The organism is Amycolatopsis ponsaeliensis (genome assembly GCF_030182635.1).
Lineage (GTDB): Bacteria > Actinomycetota > Actinomycetes > Mycobacteriales > Pseudonocardiaceae > Amycolatopsis > Amycolatopsis ponsaeliensis.
In genome coordinates, this window is sequence record NZ_JAPZLD010000010.1 from 1 (window position 1) to 14,693 (window position 14,693).

The following is a 14,693-nucleotide window of genomic DNA, read 5'->3' on the forward strand; positions in this document are numbered from 1 at the left end:
CGGGGCCCCCCATGGCGCCCCCCCGCTGACCCCCATGGGCGTTTAGGCCCACCTACCGGGGGTCTGCCGCCCTTATGGTGGCCTTAACGGCACTTGGGCTACTTCTCCAGGATCGCGGTGATGCCCTGGCCGCCCGCCGCGCAGATCGAGATCAGGCCACGGCCGGATCCCTTCTCGTGCAGCAGCTTCGCCAGCGTCGCGACGATCCGGCCGCCGGTCGCGGCGAACGGGTGCCCGGCCGCCAGCGACGAGCCGTTGACGTTGAGCTTCGTCCGGTCGATGGCGCCGAGCGGCTCGTCCAGCTCCAGCTTCTCCTTGGCGAACGCCGGGTCCTCCCACGCCTTGAGCGTGGCCAGCACCTGCGACGCGAACGCCTCGTGGATCTCGTAGAAGTCGAAGTCCTGCAGTGAAAGCCCGGCGCGCGAGAGCATCCGCGGCACGGCGTACGCGGGCGCCATCAGCAGGCCTTCCTCGCCGTGGACGTAGTCGACGGCGGCGGTCTGCGAGAACGTCAGGTACGCCTGCACCGGCAGCTTGTGCGCCTTCGCCCACTCGTCGGTGGCGAGCAGGACGGTCGACGCGCCGTCGGTCAGCGGCGTCGAGTTGCCCGCGGTCATCGTGCCGCCGGGGCCGCCGAAGGCCGGCTTGAGCTTGGCGAGCTTCTCCGCGGTCGAGTCGGCGCGCAGGTTCTGGTCGCGCGCGAGCTTGAGGAACGGCGTCACGAGGTCGTCGAAGAACCCGCGGTCGTAGGCGGCGGCGAGGTGCTGGTGGCTGGCCGCGGCCAGCTCGTCCTGCGCCTCGCGGGTGATCTCCCAGATCTTCGCCGTGAGCGCCGCGTGTTCGCCCATCGAGAGGCCGGTGCGCGGCTCCTCGTTGCGCGGGATCGCCGGGACGATGTGCCCGGGCCGGATCTTCGCGACGAGCTTGAGCCGGTCCCCGAGCGTCTTCGCGGCGTTGAGCTGGATGAGGATCTGGCGCAGGTCCTCGTTGACGGCCAGCGGCGCGTCGCTCGTCGTGTCGACGCCGCCGGCGATGGCCGAGTCGATCTGGCCGAGCGCGATCTTGTTGGCGACGTTGACGATGGCCTGCAGGCCGGTGCCGCACGCCATCTGGACGTCGGACGCGGGCGTCGCGGGCGAGAGCTTGCTGCCGAGCACGCTCTCGCGGGCCAGGTTGAAGTCCTTCGAGTGCTTGAGCACGGCGCCGGCGGCGACCTCGCCGAGCACCTCGCCCTGCAGTGAGAAACGGCTGACCAGGCCGTCGAGCGCGGCGGTGAACATGTCCTGGTTCGACGCCTTCGCGTACGGGCCGTTCGACCGCGCGAAGGGGATCCGGTTGCCGCCGATGATCGCGACCTTGCGGACGGCTGCTGTCTTCCTGGGCGGCATGAACGTCACCTCTCTGGTCGGCTCTCTCACACTGTAACCTACTCGCAAGTAGGTTAGACTGCGACGTGACGCAGACTGCACGGGAGGCATTCGATGGCTGACAGGTACCAGCAGTTCACGAAAACCCCGTTGGGGAAGTTCGTGGTGCCGAAGCTCGGCCTGCCCAACCCCGCCACGCTGCGCCGGTACAAGCCCGGGCAACCCGCCCTCGAGGGTCCCGCACTTCTCGGCGCCGCGCCCGGCGGACGGCTCGAGAAAACCCTTCGTGACCAGCTGGCCGACGCCGGCATCGACGTCGTCACCACTTCGGGTGACCGGCACGCGGCGCTCGTCTTCGACGCCACCGGCGTCACCGACCCTTCGAGCCTGCGCGAGGTCTACGACTTCTTCCACCCGGTGATCCGCAGCGTCGGGCCGTCCGGCCGCGTCGTCATCCTGGGCACGCCGCCGGAGCAGGTCGAAGGCCGCGAGCGGATCGCTCAGCGCGCTCTCGAGGGCTTCGTGCGCTCCGTGGGCAAGGAGCTGAAGCGCGGCGCGACGGCTCAGCTCGTGTACGTCGCCGAAGGCGCCGAAGAAGCGACGGAGTCGACGCTGCGCTTCCTGCTCTCCGCGAAGTCCGCGTTCGTCGACGCGCAGGTCATCCGGATCGGCGCCGAAGGCAAGACGGCTTCGGCGCCCGCCAGCTGGGAGAAGCCCCTCGACGGCAAGGTCGCGCTGGTCACCGGCGCGTCCCGCGGCATCGGCGCGGCGATCGCCGAGGTGCTGGCCCGCGATGGCGCGCACGTCGTCGCGCTCGACATCCCCGCCCAGGGCGGCGACCTGTCCAAGGTGGCGAACAAGATCGGCGGGTCGTCGCTGCAGCTCGACATCACTTCGCCGAGCGCGCCCGCGAAGCTCGCGGAGTACCTGAAGGAGCGTCACGGCGGCGTCGACGTCGTCGTGCACAACGCGGGCATCACGCGCGACAAGACGCTGGGCAACATGAGCGAGAGCGCGTGGGACTCGGTGATCGCGGTGAACCTGGCGGCGCAGCTCGCGGTGAACGACAAGCTGCTCGGCGACAAGATCCTGCGGGAGAACGGCCGCATCATCGGCGTCTCGTCGATCGCGGGCATCGCCGGCAACGTCGGCCAGGCGAACTACGCGACGTCGAAGGCGGGCGTCATCGGCATGGTGAACGTCGGCGCGCCGCAGCTCGCGGCGTACGGCGGCACGATCAACGCGGTCGCGCCCGGGTTCATCGAGACGAAGATGACGGCGGCGGTCCCGCTGTTCATCCGCGAGGCCGGCCGGCGGCTGTCCAGCCTCGGCCAGGGCGGCCTCCCGGTCGACGTCGCCGAGACGATCGCCTGGTACGCGAACCCGGCGTCGGCCGCGGTGAACGGCAACGTGGTCCGCGTCTGCGGCCAGGCCCTGCTGGGGGCGTGACGTGGCGATCCGCGAACTCGACAGCACCCCGAGCCTGGCCACGCTGTACCCGAAGGCACTGCTCGGCGGCGTGCTGCGCAAGTCGTCCGGCTCTTCGCTGCCGGACACGGAGCTGGTGCGGACGGGCGTCGTCGTCGACCCGGCACACCTGGCGGCGTACAACACGGTGTGCGGCTTCCGGCTGAGCGACGAGCTGCCGGCGACGTACCCGCACATGCTGGCGTTCCCGCTGCAGATGGCGCTGATGACCGAGCCGGCGTTCCCGTTCCCGCTGCTCGGCATGGTCCACGTGGCGAACCGGATCACCCAGCACCGCGCGCTGCGCCTGGGCGAGCCACTGACGATCCGGGTGCGCGCGGAGAACCTGCGCCCGCACGAGAAGGGCCGTCAGTTCGACGTCGTCAGCGAGGCTTGGGCCGGGGACGACCTGGTGTGGGCCGACGTCAGCACCTACCTGCGTCGCGGCTCTTCTTCGGGTTCTACTTCCCGGCGCGACCAGCTCGCCCCGCCGACGCCGGACGCGATCTGGCGAGTGCCCGGCGACATCGGCAGGCGGTACGCGGAGGTCTCGGGCGACCGCAACCCGATCCACCTGCACCCGCTGACGGCGCGCCTGTTCGGCTTCCCCCGCGCGATCGCCCACGGGATGTGGACGAAGGCCCACGCCCTGGCCGCGTTCGAGGGCCGGCTGCCATCGGCGTTCACGGTGGACGTCCGTTTCAAGCAGCCGGTGCTGCTGCCGGCCAAGGCGGGCTTCACGTCCTGGGCCGACGGCGACGGCTGGGCGTTCGAGCTGTGGAGCAAGTCGAAGCCACACCTGGACGGCACGATCACCTCACTCTGACGGCTTCCAGACCTCGCCCTCGATGAGGTCGTTGAAGCCGAGCCAGACGAGGTTCATCAGCCACGACGCGAGGACGCCGTCGGAGATGTCGGGGTGGTCGAGGGCCCAGTCGGCCAGCGACTCGGCCGCCCCGACCAGCGCCGCGGACAGGCCTTCGCCGGAGAACTCGGCCTGCTCGCCGACGCCCTTGCGAGTACCCGCGGACACGACGAGCGCGGCGACCAGCTGGATCGCGCGCGCCCGCATGTCGGTGACCTCCGCGGCGAACGCCCCGCCGACGGTCAGCGCCTGGCGGTGCAGCACCGTCCACGACTCGCGGTACTCCGCGACGAAGCGGTAGAACGACCGCAGGCCGTGCCAGAGCTGCATGTCCGGCGGCAGATCGGGCTTCACCCCGGCCTGGATGGCTTCGAGCAGGCGGGTCGCCTCGCGGCGGATGCACGCGCCGAACAGGTCCTCCTTGGACCCGAGGTAGGTGTAGATCATCGGCTTCGAGACGCCGGCGACGTCGGAGATCTCGTCCATCGAGGCCGCGTGGTAGCCGTGACGCGAGAACACCTGGACGGCGGCGTCCAGGATCTGCCGCTCGCGCACGGCGCGCGGTAGCCGCCGCGCCCGCTCGGGCGGACGCTGATCATCCTCTGACACGCTGGACCTCCCTGTTGCTGCCCGGAGACGGTACCGGGCGTTGCCCCGGGAGGGTGATTTCGGCACGCTTGCCCGCCTACCTACTGGCGGGTAGCCTACGTGTGAGTAACTTGAGAGGGAGTGACGATGGCCGACAACGCCGGGATGACCAGCGCAGATCAGGTCGCGGAGCTCCGTGGAGCGGCACTGCTGGACAGGCTGGAGCGGCTCGACCCGCTCGGCCCCGAGGCGCACGCTCTCGACGTCAACGCACTGGCGGAGGCGGTCAACCCCCGCGACCTCGGCAAGGACGACTTCCGAAGACTCCTGGCGGCGCTGCTTCGCCTGGCGGAGCGCGCCCCCGCGTTCGACCTGAGCAAGGTCGAGCCGGCGCGGTTCGCGTCTCTGGTGTCTTCGGCGTCCCGCGCGCAGCTCGAGAGCGTCGTCGCGGAGAGGCCCCTGCGGGAGCGCGTGCTGGACGAGATCTTCGCCCGCATGGGCGCGCACATCAGGTCTGACAGGGCCCGTGACCTGCACGCGGTGGTCCACTGGCGCCTGTCGGGCGGCGTCGGCGAGGGTGGCTACGACCGCTACGAGACGGTGATTTCGCACGGTTCGTGCACGGTGAGCCGCGAGATGCGCTCCTCGCCACGGGTCACGATCACAACCGCCCCGGCGGACTTCTTCCGGCTCATTACCCACCAGGCGACGCCGGCAGTGTTGTTCGTCACGGGCAGAATCAAGGTCAAGGGCGATTTGGCCTTCGCGGCGGGCCTGATCGGATTCTTCGACCTCCCGCACCCCGTATAGTCCGTCCCTGTGCCCCGAAAAGCGAAGTGGCGCCTTTCCCGGCCCCGCGGAGTTCGCGCCGGCCACGCGGTGAACGCGTTCGCGGACAAGCTCGTCATCGGCAACCTGACGCCCACCCAGTTCATCCAGGTCCTGGAAACCCTGCACATGCTGGGCGAGTCGGGCGCGGGCATCGAGCTGAGCTCCCTGTCGACGGACGTCCTGGTGGACGTGGTCAAGCGCTCTTCGCGAGACCAGCTGAAGGCGATCGCGGACCACGCGGAGCTGCGTTCAGTGTTCCTGGACGAGATTTTCCGCCGAATGTCCGAGCATTTCTTGCCGGAGCGAGCGCGCCATGTGGACTTCGTGGTTTCCTGGCGCTTTTCCGAGGGAGACGGCGAGGACGGCTACGACCGTTTCCAGACAGTGATCGAGGACGGCGTGTGCGTTTCTTCGACGGACTTGTCACGCACCCCGGACACGACGATCACGCTGTCGGTGGACGACTTCATCCGGATGGCCACAGGTAACGCAGCAGTGGCGGCGATGTTCGTGACGGGCCGGGTGAAGGTCAAGGGCGAGTACGCCCCGGCGGTGCGGTTCTCCAGCTACTTCGACATCCCCAAGCCCAGCACTGACTAGCCCCCACGACAAGGGGCATCCTTCCCACCCGACTACCCGTGGCCGACTGACTTCTGAAGGACCTTCATCGGCGTCCGCGGACTGCTTTTATGACGCGGTCCGCGGCGGTCTCCGCGGTCTCGTGTTCCCAGATTCGAAGTGCAAGCCAGCCGGCTTCGTCGAGTCGAGTGTCGGTGTCGGCGTCACGCCTGCGGTTGGTTTCGATCTTCTCGCGCCAAAAGTCCGCGTTGTTCTTCGGCCACGTTGCGTGCACGGGACACCCGTGCCAGAAACACCCGTCGACGAAGACTGCTACACGGGCAGGGCCGAAGACCAGGTCTGCCTCCCGCCGCACCCCTTTGACCGGTCGCCGGTGCACTCGGTAGCGAAAGCCGGCGGCGTGGAGGATCTTGCGCAGTGTCATCTCGATCCCGGTGTTCCGGGACTTCTGCTTGCTCATCCGGATGCGTACCGCGGATGTGGTCTTCAGGCGCTCCACGCGCACATTGTGGCAAGGCCCGAGTCAGTTCTCCACGATCCGGCCCTCGATGACGGTTGGCTGCTCCTGCCGACGCGGCGCCTCGGGGACCACCTCACTGTCCACCACCATCACCGGCCCACGTCGCTGGTTGGCGAACCGCACCGCCCGCTTCTCCATCCGCTTCAACCACAACCGCCGAGCCACCGCGCGCGACGGCGGCAGCATCAACAGCAACCCCAGCACGTCGGAAACGAAACCCGGGACCAGGATCAACACGCCGCCGAGACCCACCAGCATCCCGTCGGTGAGTTCCTTCTCCGCCGGCTGCCCAGCCCGGGCGGCGTCCATGAACGCCCTCATCGCCTTGGCGCCTTCGCGGCGGGCCAGCCAGGAGCCGATGAACGCGCCGGCCAGGAGGAGGCCCAGCGTGCCGAGGACGCCGACAGTCGAACCCACCGCCCAGATCGCGGCGATCTCGGCGAAGACGTAAAGCAGGAACGCGACAGCCATACTCCTACAACGAACGACCCGTCCGATTTGCTCCCGGACCACGGACGGACCGGTCGGTCGCTGTTCCCGGTACCAGGTCAGCGCAGCAGCGTCTCGATCATCGAGCGCAAGCCGGTGGTCAGCCGGTGGGTCTCGCCTGTGCGCAGCAGGTGCAGCATCAAGTCGCTGTGCAACGAGCCCAGCAGCAGGTGCGCGATCAAGTCCGAATCGAGGGATGGCGCCGCCGCGGCGAGCAGGTCTCGGACGTGGGCGTGCCACGACACGTAGATCGGGTTGTTCAGCCGGTCCGTCGACGCCTGCTCGAACGCCGCCATCACCTTCACGTTGCGGGTCGCCAACTCGACCACCGCGTCGAAGAACGCCGCGAGCCGCGCAGACGGCGAGGCGCCCGGCCCCAGGGGTGGCGGGCCTGAGTCCACCGCGGAAGAAAGCGCTCGCACTCGCTCCTCCACCAGCGCGCGCATCAGGCCTTCGCGGTTTCCGAAGCGGTGGAACACCGTCCCCTTGCCGACGCCGGCCGCGGCCGCGACGCGATCCATCGAAACCTGCGAAAGCTCGTTCGTCTCCAGGAGCTCCTCGGTCGCGCGCAGGATCGCCCGGCGGTTGCGGGCCGCGTCGGCGCGTTCCATGGAAGCTCCTCGACAAGTTGACTGACGGTCCATATAGTAGGCGACCGTAAGTTGACCGATGGTCCAGTTAGGGAGCGGCAATGCGCGCAGTGGTGCTGTACGGCACGGGTGGCCCGGAAGTGCTGAAGGTCGAGGACCGGCCCGAACCCCACCGGCAGGACGGCGAAGTGCTGGTCCGCGTCGAGGCAGTCGCGGTCCCGTTTTACGAGACCCAGCTGCGGGCCGGGCTCCTCCCCGCCTCCAGCGAAGCGACGGTCTTCGGGCACGAAGCCGCGGGGATCGTCATCGAGGCCGACGACGAAACCCTCGTCGGGCGCCGGGTCGTCACCATGTCCTTCACCGGTGGCGCCTACGCCGAGGTCGTCGCCGCGAGCCAGTACACGGTGGTGCCCGACGGGGTTACCGCCGAGCAAGCCGTTGTTGCCGCTGTCCCCGCCGCGGTGGCGCTCGCGCTGTTTCGCACGGCGAACGTCATCGAGGGCGAAACAGTGCTGGCCGAGGCCGCTTCCGGGGCGATCGGCGGGTATGTGACGCGGCTGGCGAAGGCCCGCGGCGCGCGGGTTGTCGCCACGGCCGGCGGCGGGAAGTCCGTCCCGGACGCGGACGTCGTGCTCGACCACAACGACCCGGAATGGCGCAAGGACGTCCCCGAGGGCGTCCACGTCGTCTTCGAGTCGATCGGCGGAGCGCGCGCCGCCGAGCTCGCGACGAAACTCGCGCCGCGTGGCCGGATTCTCGCCTACGGCCTGCTCAGCGGCGAGTTTCCGGCGTACCCCGTCGCGAGCCTCGTGGCGCGCGGACTCACCTTGATCGGCTTCGGCGGTCCCGACGCCTACGGCCGAGACGTCGCTGCCGCCCGCGAAGAGGCCCTCGACCTCGTCGCGGACGGCACGCTGACGCCGGTGATCGACCGGACCTACCCCCTCGATGAAGCCGCCGCGGCGCACGAGCGCGTCGAGAGCCGCGAAGGCGTCGGCAAGGTCGTGCTCGTTCCCTAGCTCGGCACCTCGTCCAAGTACGCCTGCGCCTGAAGGGTGAACAGATCCGCGTACCCGGCCTTCGCCGCCATCAACTCCTCGTGCGTCCCGTACTCCGCCACCTTCCCGTGGTCCAGCAGCAGGATCCGCTCCGCCTGCCGCACCGTCGAGAACCGGTGGGAGATGTACAGCGTCGTCCGGCCCTCGGACAACTCACGCAGCCGCGAGAACAGATCGTGCTCCGCCTGCGCGTCCAGCGCCGACGTCGGCTCGTCGAGGATCAACAACGGCGCCTCGCGCTGGAACGCCCGCGCCAAAGCGATCTTCTGCCACTCGCCGCCCGACAAGCTCACGCCCTGGTCGAACCAGCGCCCCAACGGGCTGTCGTAACCACTGGGCAGCCGCTCGATGCGCTCGTCCGCGCCCGCTCGGCGAGCCGAATCCTCGATGTGGGGACGATCTTCCAGCCGGGTCAGGTCGCCCAGGCCGATGTTCTCCGCCGCCGTTCCCTGGTAGGTCACGTAGTCCTGGAACATCGCGCTGATCCGCGTGCGCAGCTCGACCGGGTCGTACTCGCGGATGTCGACGTCGTCCAGAAGGATGCGGCCGGCGGTCGGGTCGTACAACCGGCACAGCAGCTTGAACAGCGTCGACTTGCCCGCGCCGTTGCGGCCCACCACCGCCACCGTCTCGCCTGGGCGGATCTCAAAACTGACGTTGTCGAGCGCCGCCTCGTCCGCGCCTGGGTAGGCGAAGGTCACCGAGTCGAACTCGATGTGTCCCTCCACTGTGGACGGCATGGGACGCGGTGCAGGAGGCGCTGTGATCTCCGGCTTCGTGTCCAGGAAGCGGTACAGCGTGTCGAGGTAGAGATTGTTCTCGTACATCCCCGAAAACGCCGTGAACAGCCCGGACACCGACGTCTGCACGGACGTCGCCGCGGCCGTGTACAGCGCCAAGTCGCCGAGCGTCAGCCGGCCGCCGACCGCCTCCAGCGCGATGTACAACGCGATCGCCGAGCCCGCGAGCGTGCTCAGCAGCCCCCACGACGTCGAGCTGAGGTTGCGGTTGATCGTCAGCTTCCGCTGTCGCTCGTACGACACCAGGCCGAGCCGGCGGAACCGGTCGACGAAGTACGGGCCGAGCCCGAACAGCTTCGTCTCCTTGGCGTACGTGTCCGTCGTGACCAGCGACGACAGGTAGTCCATCCGCCGCTTGATCGGCGACATCAGGAACGTCAGCCAGAACGCGCGCGAGCCGTACTTCGACTGCGAGATGAACGCCGGGATCGGCGCCACCAGCGCGACCAGCGCGAGCAGCGGGCTGATCGAGACGAGCAGCGCGATCATGCTGCCGAACGTGATGAGCGTCCGGACGAGCCCCAGTGCGGAGTTCATCATCGACAGCGGCCGCGTCGGCGCCTCCTGCGCGGCCTGGCGCAGCATGTCGTAGGACGTCGAGCCCTCGAAGTACGCGAGGTGCAGCTCGCTGGCGTGCGCCATCACCTGGTGGCGGATGGTCAGCGTCATGCGTTCCTGCAGCAGCGACTGCGCGATCGACGTCAGCGCGCTGCTGATCGCGGTCGCGGCGAGCACGCCGAACTGGAACAGCGCGACGTTCACGATGTCGCCGGTGGTGCCCGTGTGCTGGATCGCCGCGACGACCGCGTCGAGCAGCAGCTTCGCGATGTACGCGGTCACGGTCGGCAGGAGGCCCGACAGCAGCGTGATCAGCGCCAGGAGGATCGTCAGGACCGGGCTGGCCTGCCACGTCAGCCGCACGACCTTCGGCAGGCCGCGGACCGTGCCCGCCACCGACGTCTTCGCGCGTTTCAGCCGGGATCGCCAGTCCTTCGGCTGGTCTTCCGGCTTGGGCTCGGGGATTTCGACCGGTCCGGTGAGCCCGCTTTCCGGGACCGTCGACGCGTGCCGCCGCCTTCCTCGCCGAGCCAGCATGAACTCCATGCCGCCCCCACCGCCCGGGATCATTTGGCCTCCACGGCGCCGTGCAGGAAGACGTCGACCACCTGGCGCGTGGTGGCGGGGTCATCGAGCGGTGCCATCCGGCGGCCGCCGAACAGCAGGGTCAGGAACAGCGCGGCCAGCTGCTCGGGGGCCAGCCGCAGCCGGTCCTTTTCGGGCTCGAACAGCTCGGTGATGGCGCCGCGCATGGCGGCCATCGACTCGCTGCGACCGCCCTTCCACGTGCCGCGCCGGTCCTTGAGGCGCTGCTCGGGATCGCGCTGCTTGTGCCGGCCGGACGCGTGCAGGGCGCCCATCAGCGCGCCCATCCGCTCGAGGTGCGCGCCGAGCGCGTCGGCGGCCTCGACGAGCCGGTCTTCAAGGGGCTGGTCGATCGGGATTTCGGCGATCGCGTCGAGCACGTGGTCGGGGCGCAGCGCCTCGGCCGTGCAGGCGTCGAACAGCTCGTCCTTGTCCTTGAACGCGCGGAAGATGGTGCCCTCGCCGATGCCGGCGGCGCGGGCGATCTGGCTGGTGGTCACGCCGGCGCCGTGCTCGATCAGGAGCGGCAGCACCGCGTGCACGATCATGGCGCGCCGGGCTTCGACGCTCATGCCCGGCGCTCTCCGCCGGGTTTCGGGTGCTGGTGTCATGCGACCAGTGTGCGGAGTGAGTGCTCACTCCGTCAAGCGAGTATGCCGACGGCGAAAACCATGAAGGGCACCCTCATGGGCGTTAACGCCCATGAGGGTGCCCTTCATGGCATGGGAACTAGTACGTCATCGCCATGGCCGGGTCGGCCAGCAGGGCGCCGACGTCGGCCAGGAACTCCGAACCCTGCTGGCCGTCGACCACGCGGTGGTCGAAGCTCAGCGACAGCTGGAGCACCTTGCGGACCTTGATCTCGCCGTCCACCACCCACGGCTGGTCCTTGATCGCGCCGAGGCACAGGATCGCGGACTCGCCCGGGTTGATGATCGGCGTGCCGGTGTCGACGCCGAACACGCCGACGTTGGTGATCGTGATCGTGCCGTTCGCCATCGCCGCCGGGGACGTCTTGCCCTCGCGGGCCACGTCCGTGAGCTCCGTCAACGCGGCCGCGAGCTCCTTCAGCGACAGCGAGTCGGCGTCGCGGACCTTGGGCACGATCAGGCCACGCGGGGTGGCCGCGGCGATCCCGAGGTGCACGTAGTCCTTGTAGACGATCTCCTGCGCCGCTTCGTCCCAGACCGCGTTGATGTCCGGGGTGCGCTTCGCCGCCAGGCACACGGCCTTCGCCGCGAACGTCAGCGGCGTGACCTTCACCCCGGCGAACTCCCGCGACTTCTTCAGCTTCTCGCGGAACTCCATCATCGGCGTGACGTCGATCGTCAGGAACTCCGTGACGTGCGGAGCGGTGTACGCGCTCTGCACCATCGCCGCCGCGGTCATCTTGCGGACGCCCTTGATCGGCACGCGCCGCTCGCGGGTCGCCGGGTCGTAGCCGGTGTCCACAGCGGACACAGCGGGAGCAGCCGAACCGTTCGCCGCCCGCTCGACGTCGTCCCGGGTGATCACGCCACCGTCGGCGCTCCCGGTCAGCGCGTGCAGGTCGACGCCGAGGTCCTTCGCCAGCTTCCGCACCGGCGGCTTCGCCAGTGGGACGTACCCGCCGCGCGGAGCCGCGACCGGAGCCGGAGCGGGAGGAGCGACGACAGCGGCAGCCGGAGCGGGAGCGGCGGGAGCCGCGCCCTTCCGGGCCCGCCGCTGCGTGACGACGGCCTTGGAGCCGTAGCCGACCAGCGGCTTCATCTCCTCTTCCTCCGCAGGCGCGGCGGCAGCGGGAGCAGCAACCGGAGCAGGAGCAGCCGCCCCACCGGGGTCGACGTCGATGGTGAGGATCGCGGTACCGACCTCCACCGTCTGCCCCGGCTCGACGTGCAGCTCCGTGACCACCCCGGCCCACGGGATCGGCAGCTCGACGGCCGCCTTCGCGGTCTCGATCTCGACGACGATCTGGTTGACCGTCACCGTGTCGCCCGGCTTCACGTGCCAAGAAAGAATGTCGGCTTCGGTCAGCCCCTCGGCCGTGTCGGCCAGGGGGAACTGTTTGTACGTAGGCATTGCGCGGAGATCCCCCTTACCAGGCGAGTGAGCGGTCGACGGCGTGCAGCACCCGGTCCAGGTCGGGGAGGTAGTGCTCCTCGAGCTTGGCCGGCGGGTACGGCGTGTCGAACCCGGTCACCCGGAGGACGGGCGCTTCCAGCGAGTAGAAGCACTCCTGCTGGACGCGCGCGGCGATCTCCGACGTCAGCGACGACTCGGACGGCGCCTCCGACAGCGCGATCAGCCGGCCGGTCTTGCGCACCGACTCGAACACCGGGCCGAGGTCCAGCGGCGAGAGCGTGCGCAGGTCGATGATCTCGAGAGACTTGCCCTCGTCCTCCGCTGCGGCGGCCGCGTCGAGCGCGACCTTCACCGAAGGCCCGTACGCGACGACCGTCGCCGTCGTACCTTCACGGACGATCTGCGAGGAGAACATCTGCTGCGGCGTGCCCGCGACGTCGATCTCCGTGCGCAGCGCACCCGAGTGGTACAGCCGCTTCGGCTCGAAGAACAGGATCGGGTCGTCCGACTTGATCGCCTGCTGGATGCCCCAGTAGGCGTCGACGGCGTTCGAAATGGACACGACCTTGAGGCCCGGGATGTGCGCGAACAGCGACTCCGGCGACTCCGAGTGGTGCTCGACCGCGCCGATCCCGCCGCCGAACGGCACCCGGATCACGATGGGCATCTTGATCTTGCCCTGCGTCCGGTAGTGCAGCTTCGCCAGCTGCGACGAAATCTGGTCGAAGCCGGGGAAGATGAAGCCCTCGAACTGGATCTCGCAGACCGGCCGGAACCCGCGCACGGCCAGGCCGACCGCGGTGCCGATGATGCCGGACTCCGCCAGCGGCGTGTCCAGCACGCGCTGCTCGCCGAAGTCCTTCTGCAGGCCGTCGGTGATCCGGAAGACGCCGCCGAGCTTGCCGACGTCCTCGCCCATGATCAGGACCTTGGGGTCCTCTTCCATCGCGCGGCGCAGGCCGAGGTTGAGCGCCTTGCCGATGGTGAGTTTCTGGAGGTCGGTCATCAGTGCTCACCCGCCGATACGAAGCCGTCGAGGTAGGACAGGAACTCTTCGCGCTGCGCCTCCAGCACCGGGTTGCCCTCGGCGTAGACGTTGCTGAAGATCCTCTCCGGCGGCGGCTCCGGCATGTTGAACGTGTACTCGCGCAGGTCGGCGGCGAAGGCGTCGGCTTCCTCCTGGACCTTGTCGAAGAAGGCGTGGTCGGCGCCGCCCTTGCGGGCCAGGAACGCCCGGACGCGCTCGATCGGGTCCTTGAGCTTCCACTCTTCGAGCTCGTCGGAGAGCCGGTAGCGCGACGGGTCGTCGGTCGTCGTGTGCGCGTCCATCCGGTAGGTGAACGCCTCGATCAGGACGGGTCCGTTGCCGTGGCGGCACTCGTCGAGCGCCCAGCGGGACACCGCGAGGCAGGCTAGGACGTCGTTGCCGTCGACGCGGATGCCGGGGAAGCCGTACCCGCGGGCGCGCTGGTAGAGCGGCAGGCGCGACTGGCGCTCGGTCGGCTCCGAGATGGCCCACTGGTTGTTCTGGCAGAAGAACACGAGCGGCGCGTCGTAGACGGCAGCCCAGACGAATCCTTCGTGGACGTCGCCCTGCGAGGTCGCGCCGTCACCGAAGTAGCAGATGGTCGCTTCGCCGTCGTCGTCGCCGACCTTGCCCTCGAACTTCTGGCCCATCGCGTAGCCGGCGGCGTTGAGCACCTGGTTGCCGATCACGATGGTGTACGGGTGGAAGCCCGTGCCCTGGTAGTCCCAGCCGCTGTGGTCGGTGCACCGGAAGATGCCCAGCAGGTCCTTCATGTCGACCCCGCGCGCGTACGCGACGCCGTGCTCGCGGTAGCTGGGGAACGCCATGTCGTTCTTCTTCAGCGCGCGGCCGGAGCCGATCTGCGCGGCCTCCTGGCCGAGCAGCGGGACCCAGATGCCGAGCTGGCCCTGGCGCTGCATCGCGTTGGCCTCGCGGTCCGCGCGGCGGACGAGCACCATGTCGCGGTACAGCTGGCGCAGGGCTTCGTCATCGATGTCGTCGACGTACTTGTCGAACTGGGGCGACGGGACCCGCTCGCCTTCGGGGGTGAGCAGCTGAGTCAGCTCAGCGCCACCTTCGCTGGTCGCTCGCAATCCGGCGATCACCTGCTCGGGGGAAGGCTGGGCCGCGACGGCGGCCGGTCCATCTCCAGGCTCCGGGTGCGTCCACTGTTCGGACGGCATGGGCGTTGCTCCTCGGTGTCGGTGCCTCTGGCGGCCGCTTGTGGCGACCACAGCGACTGCACCGGCGGGGACCAGCGCATCGGGTCTCCGAAGCGCTCGGTCACCGTCGGCATTGACGGTT

15 protein-coding genes are annotated in these 14,693 nt (G+C 69.3%); 5 read left to right on the forward strand and 10 right to left on the reverse strand.

Annotated elements, in window-relative coordinates:
- Window positions 1–98: 98 nt before the first annotated feature.
- Window positions 99–1,388, reverse strand: a complete 1,290-nt coding sequence (locus QQ657_RS16505) for an acetyl-CoA C-acetyltransferase (RefSeq protein ID WP_284743030.1) — start codon at window positions 1,386–1,388, stop codon at window positions 99–101.
- Window positions 1,389–1,481: 93 nt separating this feature from the next.
- On the opposite strand from QQ657_RS16505, the gene QQ657_RS16510 reads away from it, so the two are divergent.
- Window positions 1,482–2,816: a 3-oxoacyl-ACP reductase gene (locus QQ657_RS16510; protein ID WP_284743031.1), complete on the forward strand. Its 1,335-nt coding sequence runs from the start codon at window positions 1,482–1,484 to the stop codon at window positions 2,814–2,816.
- Window position 2,817: 1 nt separating this feature from the next.
- Complete coding sequence (locus tag QQ657_RS16515; RefSeq protein ID WP_284743032.1) at window positions 2,818–3,660, forward strand: MaoC family dehydratase; 843 nt, start codon at window positions 2,818–2,820, stop codon at window positions 3,658–3,660.
- On the opposite strand, the gene QQ657_RS16520 is transcribed toward QQ657_RS16515, so the two are convergent.
- The gene (locus QQ657_RS16520; protein ID WP_247059480.1) at window positions 3,652–4,308 is read right to left on the reverse strand and encodes a TetR/AcrR family transcriptional regulator; all 657 of its coding nucleotides are present in this window, start codon (window positions 4,306–4,308) and stop codon (window positions 3,652–3,654) included. The genes QQ657_RS16515 and QQ657_RS16520 overlap by 9 nt on opposite strands.
- 126 nt (window positions 4,309–4,434) lie before the next feature.
- Here QQ657_RS16520 and QQ657_RS16525 point away from each other — a divergent pair, with 126 nt between their 5' ends.
- Window positions 4,435–5,097, forward strand: a complete 663-nt coding sequence (locus tag QQ657_RS16525; protein ID WP_284743033.1) for an SCP2 sterol-binding domain-containing protein — start codon at window positions 4,435–4,437, stop codon at window positions 5,095–5,097.
- Window positions 5,098–5,166: 69 nt separating this feature from the next.
- A complete protein-coding gene (locus QQ657_RS16530) occupies window positions 5,167–5,718 on the forward strand; it encodes an SCP2 sterol-binding domain-containing protein (RefSeq protein ID WP_284743284.1) in 552 nt (183 codons plus the stop codon).
- Window positions 5,719–5,782: 64 nt separating this feature from the next.
- Here QQ657_RS16530 and QQ657_RS16535 read toward each other — a convergent pair whose 3' ends face one another.
- From QQ657_RS16535 to QQ657_RS16545, 3 genes are all read right to left on the reverse strand, one after another.
- Entirely contained in the window at window positions 5,783–6,157 is a 375-nt protein-coding gene (locus QQ657_RS16535; protein WP_284743285.1) for a very short patch repair endonuclease, read from the reverse strand.
- Window positions 6,158–6,220: 63 nt separating this feature from the next.
- Complete coding sequence (locus QQ657_RS16540) at window positions 6,221–6,688, reverse strand: FxsA family protein (protein WP_284743034.1); 468 nt, start codon at window positions 6,686–6,688, stop codon at window positions 6,221–6,223.
- A 77-nt stretch (window positions 6,689–6,765) separates the two neighbouring features.
- On the reverse strand, window positions 6,766–7,317 hold the full coding sequence (locus tag QQ657_RS16545) for a TetR/AcrR family transcriptional regulator (RefSeq protein WP_284743035.1): 552 nt from the start codon (window positions 7,315–7,317) through the stop codon (window positions 6,766–6,768).
- An 80-nt stretch (window positions 7,318–7,397) separates the two neighbouring features.
- On the opposite strand from QQ657_RS16545, the gene QQ657_RS16550 reads away from it, so the two are divergent.
- Window positions 7,398–8,315: a quinone oxidoreductase family protein gene (locus tag QQ657_RS16550; protein WP_284743036.1), complete on the forward strand. Its 918-nt coding sequence runs from the start codon at window positions 7,398–7,400 to the stop codon at window positions 8,313–8,315.
- Here QQ657_RS16550 and QQ657_RS16555 read toward each other — a convergent pair.
- The 5 genes from QQ657_RS16555 to pdhA form a co-directional block, all read right to left on the reverse strand.
- A complete protein-coding gene (locus QQ657_RS16555; protein WP_284743286.1) occupies window positions 8,312–10,258 on the reverse strand; it encodes an ABC transporter ATP-binding protein in 1,947 nt (648 codons plus the stop codon). The two genes, QQ657_RS16550 and QQ657_RS16555, sit on opposite strands and share 4 nt — an antisense overlap.
- A gap of 20 nt (window positions 10,259–10,278) precedes the next feature.
- Window positions 10,279–10,869: a TetR/AcrR family transcriptional regulator gene (locus QQ657_RS16560; RefSeq protein WP_284743287.1), complete on the reverse strand. Its 591-nt coding sequence runs from the start codon at window positions 10,867–10,869 to the stop codon at window positions 10,279–10,281.
- 157 nt (window positions 10,870–11,026) lie between these two features.
- A complete protein-coding gene (locus tag QQ657_RS16565) occupies window positions 11,027–12,358 on the reverse strand; it encodes a dihydrolipoamide acetyltransferase family protein (RefSeq protein WP_284743037.1) in 1,332 nt (443 codons plus the stop codon).
- A 16-nt stretch (window positions 12,359–12,374) separates the two neighbouring features.
- Window positions 12,375–13,367, reverse strand: a complete 993-nt coding sequence (locus tag QQ657_RS16570; RefSeq protein WP_284743038.1) for an alpha-ketoacid dehydrogenase subunit beta — start codon at window positions 13,365–13,367, stop codon at window positions 12,375–12,377.
- Window positions 13,367–14,572 carry a pyruvate dehydrogenase (acetyl-transferring) E1 component subunit alpha gene (gene pdhA, locus QQ657_RS16575; RefSeq protein ID WP_284743039.1) on the reverse strand — a complete coding sequence of 402 codons (1,206 nt, stop codon included), beginning with the start codon at window positions 14,570–14,572 and terminating at the stop codon, window positions 13,367–13,369. The genes QQ657_RS16570 and pdhA overlap by 1 nt, the downstream gene beginning before the upstream one ends.
- Window positions 14,573–14,693: the final 121 nt, after the last annotated feature.